At 63.9% G+C, this 19,847-nt stretch carries 7 protein-coding genes; 5 read left to right on the top strand and 2 right to left on the bottom strand.

Annotated elements, in window-relative coordinates:
- Positions 1 to 134: 134 nt before the first annotated feature.
- Both PQQ52_RS13185 and PQQ52_RS13180 read right to left on the bottom strand, forming a co-directional pair.
- The gene (locus tag PQQ52_RS13185) at positions 135 to 8,741 is read right to left on the bottom strand and encodes a GH36-type glycosyl hydrolase domain-containing protein (protein ID WP_408211469.1); all 8,607 of its coding nucleotides are present in this window, start codon (positions 8,739 to 8,741) and stop codon (positions 135 to 137) included.
- Positions 8,738 to 8,866: a hypothetical protein gene (locus PQQ52_RS13180; protein ID WP_408211466.1), complete on the bottom strand. Its 129-nt coding sequence runs from the start codon at positions 8,864 to 8,866 to the stop codon at positions 8,738 to 8,740. Before PQQ52_RS13180 ends, PQQ52_RS13185 begins: the two co-directional genes overlap by 4 nt.
- A 694-nt stretch (positions 8,867 to 9,560) precedes the next feature.
- Here PQQ52_RS13180 and PQQ52_RS13175 point away from each other — a divergent pair.
- The 5 genes from PQQ52_RS13175 to PQQ52_RS13155 all read left to right on the top strand — a co-directional run bounded on the left by PQQ52_RS13175 (position 9,561) and on the right by PQQ52_RS13155 (position 19,830).
- Positions 9,561 to 9,890, top strand: coding sequence for a hypothetical protein (locus tag PQQ52_RS13175; RefSeq protein ID WP_408211463.1), 330 nt, complete (start codon positions 9,561 to 9,563; stop codon positions 9,888 to 9,890).
- Between the two features lie 624 nt (positions 9,891 to 10,514).
- Positions 10,515 to 11,783, top strand: coding sequence for an efflux RND transporter periplasmic adaptor subunit (locus PQQ52_RS13170; RefSeq protein WP_408211461.1), 1,269 nt, complete (start codon positions 10,515 to 10,517; stop codon positions 11,781 to 11,783).
- A 15-nt stretch (positions 11,784 to 11,798) separates the two neighbouring features.
- Positions 11,799 to 14,930 carry an efflux RND transporter permease subunit gene (locus PQQ52_RS13165; protein WP_408211458.1) on the top strand — a complete coding sequence of 1,044 codons (3,132 nt, stop codon included), beginning with the start codon at positions 11,799 to 11,801 and terminating at the stop codon, positions 14,928 to 14,930.
- Positions 14,927 to 18,250, top strand: coding sequence for an efflux RND transporter permease subunit (locus PQQ52_RS13160; protein WP_408211456.1), 3,324 nt, complete (start codon positions 14,927 to 14,929; stop codon positions 18,248 to 18,250). Before PQQ52_RS13165 ends, PQQ52_RS13160 begins: the two co-directional genes overlap by 4 nt.
- Positions 18,247 to 19,830, top strand: coding sequence for an efflux transporter outer membrane subunit (locus tag PQQ52_RS13155; protein ID WP_408211453.1), 1,584 nt, complete (start codon positions 18,247 to 18,249; stop codon positions 19,828 to 19,830). The genes PQQ52_RS13160 and PQQ52_RS13155 overlap by 4 nt, the downstream gene beginning before the upstream one ends.
- Positions 19,831 to 19,847 lie beyond the last annotated feature (17 nt).

The following is a 19,847-nucleotide window of genomic DNA, read 5'->3' as shown; positions in this document are numbered from 1 at the left end:
TAAAGCCCTGTAAAAAACAGGGCTTTAATGGTCAATCAACTAGCGCATGATGTTTCCTGGCAGGAATTCTACTCCATCGCCGCCTGCCGTCCTTCCGCTAGCACGCCTCGAAGCGCCACCATTTGAAGGATGCGCTATACGACCTGCGCGCCCGAGTCCACGTCTTCACGCACGCCGGAGTAAAGCGAAATCACGAGCGTGTGCGCCCCCCCATCAAGCGGCACGCATAGTCGTCCATCGCCACATTCGACACGCGTGCCGTCGAGCACCGCACGCATCGCACCGCGCTCGCCAGCGGATTCAACGCGGATCTCATACCGCGTCGAATGCATCGTCACGGTTGCTTCGAACCCGGGCCACGTGTCTGGAATACACGGATCGATCACCAGAAAATCGCCTTCCCGACAAATCCCGAGAATTCCTTCGACGCCCGCCCGGTACATCCATCCAGCGGATCCCGTATACCAGGTCCAGCCACCGCGTCCGACATGCGGCACCACGGAATAGACATCAGCGGCAACGACGTAGGGCTCGACCTTGTAGCGGTCGACTTCCATCGGTGTGCGCGCGTGATTGATCGGATTGAGCAGTGAGAACAGCGCGGCGGCCTTGTTGCCGTCGCCCATTTTTGCGAACGCGAGAATCGCCCACATTGCCGCGTGGCTATACTGCCCGCCGTTTTCGCGCAGCCCCGGCGGATAGCCCTTGATATAGCCGGGATCGTGCGACGTTTTATCGAACGGCGGTGTGAACAGCAAAGCAAGCCCGTCGTCGCGTCGGATAAGGTGCTTTTCCAGCGATGTCATCGCCAGCGCCGCGCGTGCCGGATCTGCTGCGCCTGACAGCACGGCCCACGACTGCGCAATCGAGTCGATCTGACACTCGTCACTGTCTTTCGAACCAAGCCACGTGCCGTCGTCAAACGTCGCGCGGCGATACCATTCGCCGTCCCACGCGTCGCGCTCCAACGCCTCGCGCACCGACGCCGCATGAGCGTGCCAGCGCACAGCGCGCCCAACCGAAGCCACGTCGCGCGATTCAGCCAGGGGGGCGAACAACGCGATAGTCCGCAATAGCAGCCAGCCGAGCCACACGCTTTCTCCCTTGCCGCCCGCGCCGACGCGATTCATCCCATCGTTCCAGTCGCCCGTGCCGATCAGAGGCAAGCCATGCTCGCCGGTCAGTTCTATGCATTGATCCAGGCCGCGCGCGCAATGTTCGAACAGCGACGCCGATTCATCCGCGATCATCGGCTGGAAAAACGCATCGTGCTCGTCGGGCCGCAGTGGCGGCCCATCGAGGAACGGCACGATCTCGTCGAGAATCGCGACGTCGCCCGTGCAGTTGATGTACGTCGCCGTCGCGAACGCGAGCCACACGCGGTCATCGGAAATCAGCGTACGCACGCCCTGCCCCGACTGGGGCAACCACCAATGCTGGAAATCGCCTTCGACGAACTGCCGCGCCGCGGCGCGCAGCACATGCCGCCGTGTCTCGCCCGGCTGCGTATGGGTCAGTGCCATGCCGTCCTGCAACTGGTCACGAAACCCGTATGCACCACTCGCCTGATAAAAGGCCGAACGCGCCCAGGTACGGCATGCGAGCGTCTGATACAACAGCCAGCCGTTTAGCATCAGGTCCATCGCGCGGTCGGGGGTCTTCACCTGGACGGCGCCGAGCACGTTCTGCCAGTGCCCCGTCACTTCGGCGAGGATACTGTCGAGATTGGCCTGGCGATAGCGCCCGATCAAGGCCCGTGCCTCTTCGACGCCAACGCACTGCCCGGCGAACCACACCACTTCGACGATCTCGTCCACGCCCAGCTCAATCACGCGCTGCAATGCCGCGCATGGATCGAGGCCCGCGCCGGTTGCGCCAGACAGCGGCGCGTTGCCGGTCAGCGCGGCGGGAGCCGCGGTTCGCCCGTTGCGGCCGAGAAATTCGGTGCGATCCGCCGTCCACGCGGTCTGCCGCCCGCCGAGGTCGGCGAACGCCACGCGTCCCGCGAACCCCATGCTCCACGGATTGCGCGCCAGCATTGCGCCGGTCACTGCATCGATTTCCGTCACGATGAAGGGTCCCGATGCGCCACGCGATGTGCCGAGCACCCATTCCATCCACGTCGTCACGGACAGGCGGCGCGGCACACCGGACAGATTGCGCAACGTCAGCCGGGAGATCTTCAGCGGGTCGGCGAGCGGCACGTATTGCAGCAAATCGAGCGCGATGCCATTCGCCTCGTGTTCGAAGCGGCTGTAGCCATACCCGTGACGCGCGATATACGTCCCGCCATCGCGGATCGGCAGCGCGGTGGCGCCCCACACATCACCGCTGACTTCGTCGCGCACATAGATCGCTTCGCCGGCTGGATCTTCCACCGGATCGTTCGACCACGGCGTGAGTTGATTCTCGCGGCTGTTTTCGGCCCACGTGTAGCCGCTGCCTTCTGCCGCGACCTGAAAGCCGAAGCCGGGGTTCGCGATCACGTTGATCCACGGCGCAGGCGTCATCGCATCCGCCGCGAGAACGGTCACGTATTCCTGGCCGTTTTTATCAAAACCGCCCAGACCGTTGAAAAACTCGAGTCTCGACGGAACCGAAGAAAGCGCGCGCGGCAGACGAGGCGCCGCGGACCACGGCGACGACGCCGGCGGTTTCTGCCGGCGCAGCGCCGACGGCTGGCCCTGCGACTGCGGCAACCGGGCGAGCTGGTCGGCGATTGAACCACGGCGCGCAATCAACGCGACACGCGCGACCGATTGCAACAGCGCCCGCGCCTCCTGACTCATCAAATCGGCGCGCAGTGTAAAGACCGCTCCTTGCGCGAGTTCTTCGCCGAACCGCGGTCGCGCCTGGCTGCTGCGCACGGCTGTTTCGATCGCACCCTGCAATTCCTGGATATACGACGAAGCCCGCTCGTTGATGATGACGAGATCGACGCCCAGCCGCTTCATCCGCCAGTACTCGTGCGCCCTCAATAACTGCCGGACTTGCGCAATATCTTCGACGTCGTCGATGCGCAGCAGCACGATCGGCAGGTCACCGGAAATCGCGTGCGGCCAGAGTCCAGACTGCGCGCCGGCCCCGCGAACGATCGTGTCCGACGGCGCCCTGAAACGCGCATCGGCGTAGATGACGGGCGCGGCAAGGCGCTGAAAATCCGCCGCCTCTTCGGCTTCGACATCGAGATGGCGCAGTTGCACCTGGGCCTGCGTCCAGGCGAGTGTTTTGGCGCGGTCGAACGCATTGCGGTCATGGTGTTTGTCGACCAGATCGAGCAGCAGTGCTCGCGATTCGGCCACCACGGTCCAGAACGTCACGCGTGCAACCTTGCCCGGCGGCACCAGCACGCGATACCTGAGCGCAAAGACCGGATCGAGGACGGTCCCGGTGGTGTTGGTCAACGGCAGATCGCCGAAGATCGCCGCCGCCGTGCCGGCGTTGCGCCCACGCTCCAGAAAGCGCGCGCGATCGGATTCGTATTGCGGATCGGCGACGATCTCGCCGTCGACAACCGCGAAATGCGCAGCCCACACCTGTTTTTCGTCGTGCGAACGCGGACGGCGCGTGGCCACCAGTGCGCCGAATTCCGCGAGGTGTTCGGTCTGGACAAACATCCGCGAGAAAGCCGGATGCGCGTTGTCGGCGGCGGGCGTCGCGAGCACGATTTCGGCGTAAGAAGTCAGTTCAATCTCGCGCGCGCGGCGTCCGCTGTTCGCCAACGATACGCGACGCACTTCGCCGTCTGCTTCACCGGAAACCAGCACGTCCATCGTCGTGGTCAACGAGCCGTCGCGGCGGATGAATTCCGCATGGTCCTCGCCGAACACCACCTCTTCGTACTCGGCTTCGCTGCCAGACGGCTGTTCGGCTGCCGACCACACGTGACCGCTCTGCGTATCGCGCAGAAAGATGAAGGAGCCCCAGTCGTCGCGGGTTGCATCTTCACGCCAGCGCGTCACGGCCAGGTCGCGCCAACGGCTGTAACCGCCGCCGGTCGCAGTCAGCATGACCGCGTAGCGTCCATTCGACAGCAGGTGTGTCACCGGCGCGGCGCCGGCCACAGCCGACGCTGCGAGGCGCCGCACGGTCGGCGGCACGACGCCGGCGACGGCTGCTGACGTATTCACCTCTTCGGCACGCGGATGCGCAACGGCGACATTGCGCGGCATGCGCTCCTGCAGCAACAGTTCGCTCGCCTGGATCATGGGTTCGCGATGAAAACGTGCACGCATCTGCGCGTCGAGTAACGTGTTCGCGATCGACACGATCGTCATGCCCTGGTGATGCGCCATGAAATTGCGCACGATCGCCACATCCTCGTTGTCTGGCAGCCGCGAGCGGGTGAAATCGAGTGCTTCGTAGAAACCGTAACGACCCAGCGCCCCCAACGCGGCGAGTTGTGCGTAGTTCTCCCGGGCGGCTTGCGGGTCGACCATCGCGGCAAGTCCCGTTGCATACGGCGCGATCACGCGATTCTCTGACAGCCCGCGCTTGAGGCCGAGACCGGGCACGCCGAAATTCGAATACTGGTACGTGAATTCGATATCACGCGCGTTGTACGCCGATTCCGAAATGCCCCAGGGAATGCCAAGCGAATGCCCATACGCGGCTTGCCGTTCCACCACCAGCCGGCTCGTCTGCTCGAGCAGGCTGCCGACCGGCGCGCGCATGACCAGCGAGGGCATCAGGTATTCGAACATCGACCCCGACCACGAGATCAGCGCCGAGCCATTGCCAACCGGCGTCGCGGCGCGGCCCAGACGGAACCAGTGGCGCGTCGTCACGTCACCTTTCGCGATGGCGAACAGACTCGCGAGGCGCGCTTCGGACGCCAGCAGGTCGTAGCAGTTCAGGTCGAGGCTGTTGTCGGATTGCGAATAGCCGATCGATAACAGTTTGCGTTCCGGATCGAGCAGGAACGCGAAGTCCATCTCGAGCGCCATCGCTCGCGACGTATCGGCGAGCGACTGCAAGCGTGCCTGCAGAAGATCCGGCGCTTCGGCGAGTTGTTGCCGGTCGCGCGCATGTTCGGCCACACTTTTGCTCAACGCGTCGATCCAGAACATCAGGTCGGCGGAACTGTCGTCGCCGGCGGCGGGCGCGAGTTCACGCGTTGCCTTCGCAGCCTTTTCCGTCAGCCGCGTAAGCGACGGCGACAGCGCGTCGAGCGTCTGCGGGCCGTGCAACTGCGTGCTGATCTCTTCGAGGATCGCAATGAGCTGCTTGCCGCGCTCACCGCCCGCTGCGGGCAGCGTGTCGATGGCTTCGCGCGCGAGTTGCAGATTGTCCACCATTCCGGGCCGCGCAGCCGGTGCGAGCAATTCATGCGGCCACTCTTCGCACGCGTTGGCGAGTGCAATCAGATGACCGGCCAGATTGCCGCTATCGACCGAGGACACATACGCCGGCGCCAGCACCTGGAGATCGAGCGTCCCGTACCAGTTATAGAAATGGCCCTTGAAACGCGTGAGCTTGCGCATCGAAGCGAAAGTCGCTTCGAGCCGTTCGACCGTTTCCGTCGTCCCCGCCCAGCCAAAATCGCGTGCGGCAATCGCCGACAGCAGATAGAGCCCAAGGTTGGTCGGCGAGGTGCGATGCGCGACGACCGGCTTCGGATCTTCCTGGAAGTTGTCGGGCGGCAGCATGTTTTCTGCCGGTGTAACGAAGGTCTCGAAGAAACGCCACGTGCGCCGCGCAATCAGGCGAAGGCTGCGCGCGTCCGGGTCCGCCATCGCGAAACGCCCTGCGACGGTTGGCGAACGGCTCGACCATAGCGCGAGCGCTGGCGCCGCGAGCCATAACAGCGCGCACGGCAGCACGATCGGCCAGTGAGCCGGTGCATACGCGATCGCACCAGCCGGCAGCACGAGGCCGAGCGCGACGCCGCCTGTCATCTGCCGATAAGAGCCGCGCAGATCGAGACGCGGGCTGCCCTTCGACTGCGCAGCGGTCGTCCATTCGAGCAGCCGGCGATGCGTCACGAACAACCGTATCAGCGTCCGGACGATTGCATCGCCCATGCGCCACGCCTGGTCAGTGAGGAACGCGGCCGACAGAAATGTCTGCAGGGCGGCGAGCCGCACGTCGGCGGCCAGCACGTCCAGATGATTGCGCAAATGGACGCCGCTGCGGCGCGGCAGGATCGCGAACAACGTCGGCAGAAAAGCGGGAATCGCGAACGCGCCTAGCACCAGCAGCGCGCCTGCTATCCCGGCGCGAATCGGCATCAGCCAGCATAAGCCGAGCGCGGCGACCATGAAGGGGGCGAGCAGCGAACGGCGCAAATTGTCGAGCATCTTGAAGCGGCCGATCGACGGCATCGCGTGCCGGTCGCGGCCACGATGGCCGACGATCCACGGCAGCAATTGCCAGTCGCCACGCGTCCAGCGATGCTGCCGCTTGCCAATCACGTCGTAACGCGACGGCACTTCCTCGACCACCTCCACATCCGACGCCAGCCCGGCACGCGCAAAAATTCCTTCGAACAGATCGTGACTGAGCAGCGCGTTTTCAGGCACGCGTCCATGCAACGCCGCTTCAAATGCGTCGACGTCGTAGATGCCCTTGCCGGTATACGACCCTTCGCCGAACAGGTCCTGATAGACATCGGACACGGCCGCCGCGTATGGGTCCATCCCGCCGGGGCCGGAGAAGACCCGCTGATGCAGCGACCCTTCCTGGCCGACGGGCAGCGACGGTGTGACACGCGGCTGCAGAATCGCGTAGCCGTTGACGACGCGTTGTTCGGCATCGCTGAATGTCGGTCGGTTCAGCGGATGCGCCATCTTGCCGATCAGCCGCAGCGCGGCGTCTCGTGGCAGACGCGTATCGGCGTCGAGTGTGATGACGTAGCGCACGTCGGACGGCACCTGCGGTGCACGGCCGGCAATCGGCATGAAGGTCGTATCCGTCGCACCGCGCAGCAGGCGGTTGAGTTCGTGCAGCTTGCCGCGCTTGCGTTCCCAGCCCATCCATTTGTTCTCGCTCGCGTTGAACACGCGGCGGCGGTGCAGCAGCAGAAAGCGGCTGCCGCTCGGGCCTGGCTCGTAACGGCGGTTCAGCGCCTCGATGGCATCGGCGGCCACGGCGAGCAGATGCGCGTCGCCCGCCAGCACTTCCTGATCCGCATCGAGTCCGTCCACCAGCAACGCGAACGACAGGTCGCCCCCGGCTCCCGCGAGGTGATGCACCTCCAGACGTTCGACCTGCTCGCGCAGATCGGCTTCGCTCGTCAGGAGCGTCGGCACGGCAACCAGTGTACGCAGCGACGACGGCACGCCCGCAGTCAGTTCGAGACCCGGCAACGTGATTGCGCCGAAACTCCATGTCACGGTGCGATTGATGAGCGCGGTCGCGATCTCGGTGACAGGCAGAAATGCGCATACGGCAAAGAGCGTGAGTACCTCGACTTCAAGACCGCGCGGCGCCAGGGTCCACAGTGCCCACAACGCGAGCGCCAGCAACGTCGCGGCGAGCGTCAGAATCATGCCGACGTAGCCACCAATGCCAAGGCCGACGTTGAACCGCATGATCCGCAGGCGCGGCGGCGGACGGAATTCGATCGCCTGCTCCAGTGCGCGGCGCCCTTCGGCGATCAGGTGATAGCCGGGGTCACCGGCACGTTCCGCATGCGCGACGTCGCCTGTCTCCAGCATGGCCGCCTGCGCCGATTCCAGCGCCAGCCCGGCCACCTCGAGTTCGGTGAAGGACGAGCCGCGCGCCAGTTGCTCGATCGCGCTGCGATACAGATTGCGCGTCGGAAAATCCATCGTGGCAAAGCTGCTGTCCGCGCGCAACCGGGCGTCGACCAGACTCACGCTCTCGAACAGTTCCGTCCAGTCGATGTCGGAAATCAGCCGCATGCTGGTGATCACATTGCGCACGGTGACGTTCGACGCGCCCTGCCGCTGCTGCGCGTGTTGCACGACGTCATCGACGGAGGCACCCTGAAGCTTGAGCCGCTCTTCCAGCCAGCCAAGTGCCGGCGTGGTGCGCGGATCCTGGTCACGCAGCCGTTTTACGAGTTGTGCGGCGAACAGCTCCGACAACAGGCCCGATGAACGCGTGGAGATGTCCGCTTCGAGCGCCGAGCGGGCGCTGCCTGATTCGAGCAGACGCTCAGTGAGTGCATCGGCGTCGGCGCGGGCACTGCGGCCAACGGTGATCTGGTCAGTCAGGCGTCGCAGGTTTTCGATCAGCACGATGCGCAACGTAATCGCCACGGCCCACAATTCGCCGATCGTCAGTGGCTGAACCCGCTGATACGCGCTGATGAAACGCCTCAGGATCTGCGGGTCGAAGTGACTGTCGGTGTGCGCAACGAACGCCCACGCGAGACCAAATACGCGTGGATAGCCGGCGAAGGGGCCAGCGGCGAGCTTGGGCAACTGACGGTAGTAGCCGGGCGGCAAGTCGTCTCGAATCTCGCGGATCTGCTCTTCGACGAGGTGATAGTTGTCGAGCAGCCATTCCGCGGCGGGCACCACGCCCCGGCCGCTCTCCAGTTCTTCGGCGCTTGCGCGATAGGCCGCGAGCAGGACGGCGGCATTGTCGTTCAGTCTCGTGTGCAGCGATAAAACGGTAGGTGGTGTCTTCGTTACCGGTTGCGCGGCAGCGAGGCTCTCCGCGTGTTGCTCGAGCCGTTCAACTCCGAACAGCTCTTCGCGCACCGGCGCGCTGTCGGTCCATAGCGGCGATAGCGAGCGATGTTTCGCGACATATCGAAGGATCGCGTTCACAGAAGCACTTCCTGCGATGTCGATGAGTTCAGTGAGGTGGACTGGTCGCCGTGGCGTGTCACGTTAGCGGCGCGCATATCGTTCGCCATCGTTGTATCGGCGGACAATTCATTGAGTTGAGACATGATCGGATCTTCCTTCGGGGAGGCCGCGCCGCACGTGTCGCGTGCATGCAAGCCTCCGGGGTATGGCTTGATTCACGGGTGCGTGTCGACGCGCGAGGGAACCGTCAGGAAGGGTGCAGCAGAGAGGGCACGGATCCGTGCCCCGGGTGCCTACTATTTCTTCTTGGCCGGTGCGTTGGCCGCGGCGGTCTTCGGCGCAATCGCCGAGGACACAGCCGCCACAGGAGAGATCGCCTTTTTGGGTTGCTTAGGCTTTTTGGCCTCGCGATTACCGCGCATCGTGCTCTTTGCCAACATGTTTCCCCAGATTTGCCGGTCGCGAAAGCGACAGCCGTATCACGCAGTCTGGGCGCATCTGGTCACTCTGTCGCGATTTATATTTTTTATTCACGGTGCCTGGCTGCTCCGCTGCCAACGACCGGGCGCGGACAAAGAAAACGTTCCCAGCCTCGGCCCCTACCCCGATATCACAGTCGTTGACGCGCGACAGCGGAATGCGCCCTGCCCTCCGTGCCCATCACGGACGCATTCAATCACGTGATCACCTATCTGCCCTCGCTCGATCTCTACGCGGACACGACCGCACCGGAGGTTCCGTTCGGCGTGCTCCCCCTACGTCGACACAGGCAAGCCCGCGCTGCTGGCCGGCGAACGCGTTGGTTTGACCCGCACACCGCTTGCGACGACGTCGGACATGAAAGAAATCCGGTCCACCCAGATCACCGTGCGGTCCGACGGCTCGGCACAGGTCGAGACCGTCGTGACGGCGTCCGGCGTGGCGGCCAACAACCTGCGTTCACAGGCGCGCCAGCTCGGCGCGCCAGGCGACGGCAAGTGGGTCAAGGCGACCATCCATACCGGCCGATACGACGGCTTCGCCGACTACGCGTTCCGCTTGCCTGCTTCGGCCGACGAGCCGGCGCGCGAATGGGTACGCTCGCACGTCACGCGGTTCCTGCCGTCGACGCACGGCGTGGTCTATCTGAACACCTTGCCGACCGTGGCAGGCCCGTCACATGCCTGATTGACGAGTTACCGACGGTCCTCGACGGGCGGGACGCGCGGTCGAACGGGTAATAACGCCTCTCGAATAATTTCAACAAGCTTTCGGCGCGTATTCCCGTTCGCTGTCACCGCGGCTCAAAGATACGCTCCACGGCCACCCATCCGTCGGCGCAGGCGGCGGGCCAAAACACGCCCGACGGAGCCGTTCCGATCCCGACATGTTTCACGCTGGTAACTCAAGCCTTGCGCACACCTGGTACATTGATGCCATGCCTCGTCCCAATCGCTGTCCACCCGCTTCCACCAAGGCGAACATGAGCAACGCACGGTCTATCAGCAAGGCTCTCCCGGCAGTCGGCGACTCGCCGCACAGTCTGCCCAGACGGGTCATTTTGACAAAACATTACCGCCGATTGCAAAGCGTGCTCATCGTCATGGACGCCATTGCGAGGCCATAACGTCGCCTTACCGGTCACGACGTGATGCATTTTGCGCAATCGCTTTGCTTGCGATTAGCTAACACCATGCCAGAAACTCATTGAGTTGTGACAACGCACGAGAACCGTGGCATGTTCCCAAAATCCCGGCAGAGAATGACTCCCCGCCCGATCATCAACGGCAGCATCTGTTTTCGGAGATACCTATGAGCGAAGCCGTGTCCAAGCAACCCAAGCGCTCCCGACGCGGGCTCATTCTGTTTGCGATTGTTGTGCTGGCGCTGATCGCGCTTGTCCTTGTCCACCTGTTGACCCAGAAGAAACCCACGACCAGCGTCGCGCCCATCGTCGTCACCGTGGCGAGCGCCACACTCGGGTCGATGCCGGTTACGTTGAGCGAACTCGGCACGGTCACGCCGACGGCCACCGTTACCGTGCTGCCGCAGCTAAGCGGCTACCTCACTGCCGTCGGATATCACGAAGGCCAGGAAGTACAGAAAGGCCAGTTCCTCGCCCAGATCGATCCGCGTCAGTATCAGATCAGCAAACAGCAGGCTCAGGCGACACTCGCCAAAGACCGCGCGACGCTTGCCCAGGCGCGTGCCGATCTTGCCCGCTACACGCAGTTGAACGAGCGCAAGTCGATCGCCCAGCAAACCTTCGCGGATCAGCAGTTCCTCGTGCAGCAGGACGAGGCAGCGGTCCAGTCCGATCTCGCCAACATCGCCCAGTTCGATCTCGACCTGACCTATTGCCGCATCACCGCGCCGGTCGCCGGCAAGGTCGGCCTGCGTCTGGTCGACCCGGGCAATTATGTGACGGCGTCGTCGTCGACGGGGATTGTCGTCATCACCACGATCAAGCCGACTACCGTGCAGTTCACGGTGCCGCAGGACGCACTGGCCTCCATCGTGCAGCGCCTGAATGGCGGCGCGACCTTACCGGTCACCGCCTATTCCAGCGACAACGCGCGCGAAGTGGCCACAGGCGCGCTCTACGCAGTCAGCAACCAGATGGCCACGGCGACCGGCACCGTCACCTTGCGCGCCACTTTCGCCAACGATGACGAAGCGCTATTCCCCAACGAGTTCGTCAACGTCAAGTTGCTGGTCGATACGATGCGGAATGCCGTGCTGGTGCCGACCGCCTCCGTGCTAACCGGCGCGCCGGGCGACTTCGTCTATCTGGTCAACGCGAACAATACGGTCTCCGTGCACAAGGTCAAGCTCGGCCCAAGCGACGGCAAGAACACGGTCATTGTGTCGGGCCTTTCCGCAGGCAATCAGGTGGTCACGGACGGCACGGACCGGCTGAACGACGGCGCCAAAATCCAGGCGGCCAAACCGAAGCCTGCCGCGGGCGCCTCCGGCACGGCCGCCGCCAGCGCGCCGGCCAGCAGCGCCGCCGCCGAGCCTGCGACCTCCGAACCCGCTGCCGCCTCCGCGGCGGCGTCGGCCAATGCTGCTTCGTCGTAGCAGGCTCACGCGCCGATGAATATTTCCCGCCTGTTTATTCTTCGACCGGTAGCCACGCTGCTGCTGATGATCGCTCTCGTGCTGGTGGGCCTCGTCGCCATGCGCGTGCTGCCGGTTTCATCGCTGCCCAACGTCGACTATCCGACCATCCAGGTACAGACGTTCTATCCGGGCGCGAGTCCGGACGTGATGGCCACCACGGTCACGGCGCCGCTCGAAGTGCAGTTGGGTGAGATCCCCGGCTTGCAACAGATGACGTCGTATAGTTCGGACGGCGCGTCGGTCATCACGCTGCAGTTCGATCTGTCGCTGAACCTCGACATCGCCGAGCAGAACGTCCAGCAGGCCATCAACGCCTCCAACAGCTACCTGCCCTCGGGCCTGCCGGCGCCGCCCACGTATGCCAAGGTCAATCCGGCCGACCAGCCGATCCTGACACTCGCGGTCACGTCGAAATCGATGTCGCTGACCCAGCTTGAGGACGTTGCCAACAACCGTCTCGGCACCAAGATTTCCGAAGTGTCGGGCGTGGGCGTGGTCACGACGAGCGGCGGCAATGTGCCGGCCATCCGCGTTGAAGCGGACCCCCACAAGCTGGCCGCCTACGGCCTGAATATCGACGATCTGCGCACGCTGCTCAGCTATGTCAACGTCAGCCAGCCAAAGGGAAATTTCGACGGCCCGGACCTCGACTACACGATCAACGGCAACGATCAGATCACCGATCCCAAGGACTATCTGGACACGGTGATCGCCTACCAGAACGGCGCCCCGGTGTTCATGCGCGATGTCGCGCGGGTCAGTCAGGCCGCTCAGGACGTCGAGCGCGGCGCCTGGTACAACGGCACACCGGCCATCGTGCTCAACGTGCAGCGGCAACCGGGCGCGAACGTGATCGCGACCGTCGACCAGATCATGAAGCAACTGCCGCAGCTCGAATCCACGCTGCCGGCCGGCATGAAAGTGACCGTGGTGTCGGACAGCACGGGCGTGATCCGCTCATCGGTCCACGACGCGGCGTTCGAACTGATCCTCGCCATCGTGCTGGTGATCGCGGTGATCTTCGTGTTCCTGCGCAACGTGCCGGCCACGCTGATCCCGAGCGTCTCGGTGCCGGTCTCGCTGATCGGCACGCTGGCCGTGATGTACCAGATGAACTACTCGATCGACAACCTCTCGCTGATGGCGCTCATCATCGCCACCGGCTTCGTGGTCGACGACTCGATCGTGATGATCGAGAACATCGTGCGTTATCTGGAGGAGGGTAAGACACCGCTCGAGGCCGCGTTGGAAGGCGCGGGGCAGATCGGCTTCACGATTCTGTCGCTGACTATCTCGCTGATTGCCGTGCTGATTCCGCTGCTCTTCATGGGCGGCGTGATCGGGCGTCTGTTCAGCGAATTCGCGGTGACGCTTGCCGTCACCATCGTGATCTCCGCGATCGTGTCGCTGACCGTGGTACCGATGCTCTGTGCGCGCATGTTGCGCGCGCAGGCCGAGCGGCATCCGAGCCGTTTCGAGCGGATCAGCGAGGGCCTGTTCGACAAGACGCTCAACGCCTACGAACGCGGCCTGCGCTGGGTGCTGGATCATCAGGTGCTGACACTGATGGTGGCGATCGGCACGGTGGTGCTGACTGGCATTCTGTACGTGGTAATTCCGAAGGGCCTGTTTCCGGTGCAGGACGTCGGCGTGATCGAGGGGATCAGTGTGGCCGACAACTCGGTCTCGTATGCCGCGATGGTGAACCGCCAGGGCGCGCTCGCCGATGCGATCCTGAAGGATCCGGATGTCACCTCGCTGACCTCCTATGTGGGGATCGACGGCACCAACTCGACGCTGAATAATGGCCGCTTCCTGATCAATCTTCGCGACCGCGACAAGCGTTCCGACACAGCGCAAGAAGTGGCGCGCCGTCTGCAACAGGAAGTCGGCAATGTGCCGGGCGTCAAGCTCTACATGCAGCCTGAGCAGGATCTGACGCTCGATACGACGGTCTCGCCGAACCAGTACAGCTTCGTGTTACGCGGACCGAGCCAGCAGGCGTTCCAGAAGTACGTGCCGGAACTTGTCGCGCGCCTGAAGAAGATCCCGTCGCTCGCCGACGTGCAAAGCGACATGAATACCGACGGCCTCAGCGTGAACGTCGAAGTCAACCGGCAACTGGCGGCGCGCTTCGGCATTACGCCCGCGACCATTGACAACGCGCTGTACGACGCGCTCGGCCAGCGGATCGTCTCGACCATTTTCGAACAGTCGAACCAGTACCGCGTGATTCTCGTCGCCAAACCGGAAGCGTTGCCGAACGTGGAATCGATCGGCAACCTGTATCTGCCGAGCCAGACCAGCAGCACGGGCCAGGTGCCGCTGTCGGGCATCGCGAAGATCCAGATCACAAAGTCGCCGCTCGTGATCAGCCATCTGGCGCAGTTCCCATCGGTCACCATCTCGTTCAATCTCGCGAAGGATGCCTCGCTGAGTACGGCGGTCAAAGCCATCCATCAAGCCGAGCAGTCGGTGAACCTGCCGCCGTCGATCACCTCGTCGCTGCAGGGCGCGGCCCAGGCATTCGAGGATTCGCTATCGAGCGAGGTCTATCTGCTGATCGCGGCGCTGGTGGCCGTGTATATCGTGCTCGGCGTGCTGTATGAGAGCTTCATCCATCCGGTGACGATTCTCTCCACGCTGCCCTCGGCGGGTATCGGCGCCCTGCTCGCGCTGATGATCGCCGGCAGTGACCTGGATGTGATCGGCATCATCGGTATCGTGCTGCTGATTGGTATCGTCAAGAAGAACGCCATCATGATGGTCGACTTCGCGCTGGATGCCGAACGTAATCACGGCAAGCCGCCGCGCGAGGCGATCTTCGAGGCGTCACTGCTGCGTTTCCGGCCGATCCTGATGACCACGCTCGCCGCCATGCTCGGCGCGCTGCCGATGCTGCTCGGCTCCGGCACCGGTTCCGAATTGCGCCGGCCGCTGGGGATCGCGATCATCGGCGGTCTGACGCTGAGCCAGATGCTGACGCTCTTCACCACGCCCGTGATCTATCTGTTCTTCGACAGAATGGCCGAGCGCGTGAACCGTTGGCGAAACCGCAATAATCCGAAGAGTTCGCCTCCCGGCGATGCGGAGGAGACGCCTTGAATATCTCGGCGTTATTCATCCGGCGGCCCGTCGCGACCACGCTCCTGGCCATCGCGATCCTGATCTCCGGGGCGCTCGCCTACTTCCGGCTGCCGGTTGCGCCGTTGCCGAACATCGCCTTTCCGGTGATCGTGGTGCAGGCGAACATGGCGGGGGCGAGCCCGAACATCATGGCGTCCACCGTGGCCGAGCCGCTCGAGCGGCGCCTCGCCACGATTGCCGATGTCGAAGAACTGACTTCGATCAGCTACGTCGGCTCGTCGATGATCATTATCGAGTTCGGGCTGAAGCGCGACATCAACGGCGCCGCACGCGACGTCGAAGCGGCCATTCAGGCGGCGCGCGCCGACTTGCCGACCACGCTGCGCAGCAATCCGAGCTATCGCCAGTACAACCCCGCGGATGCCCCGATCATGGTGCTCTCGCTGACGTCGGACACGCTCACCAAGGCACAGCTCTACGATTCCGCGGATTCCGTCATCCAGCAGCAGCTCTCGCAGGTCAACGGTGTGGGCCAGATCACGCTCGGCGGCGGCGCGTTGCCCTCGGTACGCGTCGAGCTGCAACCGGGCAAGCTGAACAGCTACGGCATCGGACTGGAAGACGTGCGCGCGGCGATCAGCGCAGCCAACGCTAACAGCGCGAAGGGCCATCTCGACGTGGGTGGCCAGCGCTACGTGGTCACGTCCAACGACCAGATCAGTCATGCCGCTCCGTACAAAGATCTGGTGGTCGCCTACCGCAACGGCGCACCGGTTCAGTTGCGCGACGTGGCTCAGGTCAGGGATTCGAACGAAAATATCCGCAATGCCGGGCTCTTCAACGGCAAGTCCGCCATCCTCGTCATCGTCTATCCAATGCCCGGCAGCAATGTCGTGAGCACCGTCGCGCAGATCCGCAAGGTTCTGCCTTCAATCGAAGCGACACTGCCGAGCAGTGTGCACGTGGACATTGCGGTCGACCGCTCGGAGTCGGTCAGAGCGTCGGTGGGCGACACGGAGCGCACGCTGTTCATCGCCGTGCTGCTGGTGGTGGGTGTGGTGTTCATTTTCCTGCAATCGCCGCGCGCCACGCTGGTGCCGGCCGTCGCGCTGCCGCTGTCGATTGTGGGCACCTTCGGGCCGATGTACCTGCTCGGCTACAGCATCGACAACCTGTCGCTGATGGCGCTCACCATCGGCACCGGCTTCGTGGTCGACGATGCGGTGGTGGTGCTGGAAAACATCGTGCGTCACATGGAGTTGGGGCTCAGTCCGAAAGAGGCCGCCCTGAAAGGCAGTGGCGAGGTGGGCTTCACGGTGATCTCGATGAGCCTCTCGCTGATCGCGGTGTTTCTCCCCATCATGCTGATGCCGGGCGTCGTCGGCCTGCTGTTCCATGAGTTCGCAGTCACGCTGTCCGTCGCCATTCTGATCTCGCTGGTGATTTCGCTGACAGTCACACCGGCCATGTGCGCCTATGTGCTGAGCCGCGACAACGCCGGGCATTCGAAAGCCCGTTGGGCGACGTGGATCGAAAAACAGTTCGATCGCTTCAGGAATGCCTACTCGCGCTCGCTCACGGCCGTACTGGACCATGCACTGCTGGTCATCCTGCTGTTGATGGGTCTCCTCGTAGCCAACGTGTTCCTGTTCAAACTGGTGCCGGCCACCTTTTTTCCCGAGCAGGACACGGGCATCCTGATTGGCCAGATCATCGCGGACCAGAGCATCTCCTTCCCGGCGATGCAAAAGAAGCTCACGCAATTGCAGGAGATCGTGCAGAAGGATCCGGCCGTGGCCTCGGTGGCTGGCTTTACCGGCGGCCGCGCGCTCAATAGTGCGAACGTGTTCATCGAACTCAAGCCGCTGGCGCAACGCCATGCCACGGCCACGGAGGTCGTGAACCGCCTGCGGCCCAAGCTCAATGCGGTCTCGGGCGCCCGGCTCTTTATCCAGGCCCAGCAGGATCTGCGCATCGGCGGACGGCAATCCGCCGCCGAGTACCAGTACACACTCACCAGCGACGATTCCGCCGCGCTGTTCAAGTGGACGCCCCTACTCGTCGCCGCGCTCGGCAAGGAACGCGCGCAATTGCTCGACGTGAACTCGGACTTGCAGCAAAACGGTCTGCAGACCTACGTCACCGTCAATCGCTCGACGGCGGCGCGCTACGGCTTTGCGCCGAACCAGGTCGACAACGTGCTGTATGACGCGTTCGGCCAGCGGACGGTATCGACCATCTACAACGCGCTCAACCAGTATTTCGTGGTGATGGAAGTGGCGCCGGATTACTGGCAGTACCCGCAAGCGCTCAACCAGATTTACCTGAGCACGGCGTCGGGCAACGCCACCGGCACGGCGGGTACGCAGATGCCGGGTGCCACGGTGTCGGGCGTGACGGTGGCGACCGAAGCCGGTACCACCACGTCGTCGGGCACAAACACGCTCAACTCGAATGCGCAAGCCAACGCGACCACCAACAGCATCGCCAACAGCAAGGGCGGCAGTTCGACCGGCAGTGCGGACAGTACCTCGGCTGAAACCATGGTGCCGCTGGCGGCGCTGGCCTCGTACTCGAACAGCCATACGTCGACGCAGGTGAACCACCAGAGCGGCCTCGTGGCCGCGACGATTTCGTTCAACCTGCCGGCGGGCGGTTCGTTGAGCAAGGCGGCTGAATCGATCAACAACACGATTCGCGACATCGGCATGCCTGCCAGCATCCACGGATCGTTTGCCGGCGCGGCGGCGGCCTACTCGCAGTCCATGGGGACGGTGCCGCTCCTGATCCTGGCCGCGCTCGGCGTGGTGTATATCGTGCTCGGCGTGTTGTACGAAAGCTCGATCCACCCGCTGACCATTCTGTCGACGCTGCCGTCCGCGGGCATCGGCGCGACGCTGGCATTGCTGATTTTCGGCACACCGTTCTCGGTGATCGCGATGATCGGCATCATCCTGCTGATCGGTATCGTCAAGAAGAACGGCATCATGATGGTCGACGTCGCGATCCACTTGCAGCGCAGCGAAGGCATGCCGGCGAAGGAGGCGATTCACTCGGCCGCCGTGGTCCGTCTGCGGCCGATCATGATGACCACCTTCGCGGCCGTGCTCGGCGCGGTGCCGCTGGCGATCGGCATTGGCCAGGGCGCGTCGCTGCGCCAACCGCTCGGTATCACGGTAATGGGTGGCCTGATCCTGAGTCAGGTCTTTACCCTGTACACGACGCCGGTGATCTACCTCTACCTCGACCGCTTGCGTTTCAAGCTGGTCAGATGGTCCGCAAACCTGCCATGGAATCGCGACGCGCAGCAACCCGGACAACCGGATACGAGGGCATGACGATGAAAATTTCCCGTAACCGCTTTGGGTCGCCGGGTGAGCCGCCTGGTGGACCGCTTGATGGACCGCCCGGTGCCCCACTGAACCGCCTTGGCCGCCTTGGCCCGCTTCGGCCGCTGACCGTCGCGACGCTTGCCCTGCTGGCCAGCGGCTGCATGGTCGGCCCGGACTACCACCGGCCGCAGGTCAACGTGGCCGCCACCTACTCGGAGTTGCCGGGTTGGACGCAAGCCGAGCCCGCGGCGGAGAAACCGAAAGGCGACTGGTGGACGGCATTCAACGATCCGTTGATGGATCAGCTCGAACCGCTGGTGTCGGTGTCGAACCAGACCGTACGCGCGGACTACGCGAACTATCAGGAAGCGCTGGCGGAAGTGCGGGCGGCGCGTGCCGGCCTGTTCCCGACCATCGGCGCAACCGGTTCGGGGACCAAGGCGCGCAGCTCGGTTGGCAATGCCGCCCGGGTGGTCAACTCGGCCTCGCTGGAAGGCAACGTCAGTTGGGCGCCTGACCTGTGGGGCCAGGTGCGGCGCACGATCGAAGAAAACGCCGCGACGGCGCAATCGAGCGAAGCGACGCTCGCCAATGCGACGCTCTCCGAGCAGGTGGCGCTGGCCACGGCGATCATCCAACTGCGCACCAGCGACGCCAATATCGACCTTCTGCAGAAGACGGTCGTGGCCTATCAGCACTTTCTGGGCGTCGTGTCCGATCAGGATCAGGCGGGCACCATCCCGCCGTCCGACTTGATCTCTGCCCGCACCCAGCTCGAGACGGCGCAGTCCAATCTGATCGCGCTCGGCGTGGCGCGCGCTCAAGACGCGCACGCGATCGCCGTGCTGGTGGGCAAGAATCCGGAAGAGCTCTCGATTACGCACAGCACCACCATGCCGACGCTGCCGGGCGTGCCCGTCGGCGTGCCGTCGACGCTGCTCGAACGCCGGCCCGACATCGCCGCCGCCGAGCGCAAGATGGCTGCGCAAAACGCGGCGATCGGCGTGGCGGTATCGGCGTACTACCCGGCGATTTCCCTTTCCGGGCTGGCGGGCCTCACGCAGTCGCCGTTGTCCGGTTTGTTCAACGTGGCCAACTACGTCTGGTCGCTCGGCGGCAGCGCCACCGAAACGCTGTTCGACGGCGGCTTGCGCAGCGCCGACGTCGACGCGGCGAAAGCCGCCTACGACGCAGCCGTCGCCAACTACCGGGGCACGGTGTTGACGGCGTTCCAGAACGTTGAAGACGACTTGAGCGGGTTGCGAATCCTGACCGAGCAATCGGGCGTCCTGGATGCAGCCGTGAAAGACGCAACCCGTGGCGCCGAGATCGCGTTCAACGAATATCAGGCGGGCACAGTGGACTACACAACGGTAGCGACCGCGCAGGCCACACAGTTGAGTACTCAACAGACCGCGCTGAATGTTCAGGAGACGCGCCTGCTAGACGCGGCGTCGCTATTCGGCGATCTGGGCGGCGGTTGGTCGGCAGACCAGCTACATGATCCGCGGCACCCGGACAGGCAGGCAGCGCCTGCACAGACGGGGGATGCGGCGGCGGGGACAACTGACGCGAAAGTGCCGTAATTTTGGGGGGTCGCGGG

The organism is Paraburkholderia sediminicola (genome assembly GCF_046030555.1).
GTDB classification, from domain to species: domain Bacteria; phylum Pseudomonadota; class Gammaproteobacteria; order Burkholderiales; family Burkholderiaceae; genus Paraburkholderia; species Paraburkholderia sediminicola_E.
Note: the sequence above shows the minus strand (reverse complement) of the source record. Positions and strands in the feature narration are given on the sequence as shown.

Bases quoted from the DNA above. Each gene is read 5' to 3' on its own strand.
- PQQ52_RS13180 (WP_408211466.1), bottom strand. From the start codon at position 8,866: ATGTCTCAACTCAATGAATTGTCCGCCGATACAACGATGGCGAACGAT.
- PQQ52_RS13175 (WP_408211463.1), top strand. From the start codon at position 9,561: ATGAAAGAAATCCGGTCCACCCAGATCACCGTGCGGTCCGACGGCTCG.
- PQQ52_RS13170 (WP_408211461.1), top strand. From the start codon at position 10,515: ATGAGCGAAGCCGTGTCCAAGCAACCCAAGCGCTCCCGACGCGGGCTC.
- PQQ52_RS13165 (WP_408211458.1), top strand. From the start codon at position 11,799: ATGAATATTTCCCGCCTGTTTATTCTTCGACCGGTAGCCACGCTGCTG.
- PQQ52_RS13155 (WP_408211453.1), top strand. From the start codon at position 18,247: ATGACGATGAAAATTTCCCGTAACCGCTTTGGGTCGCCGGGTGAGCCG.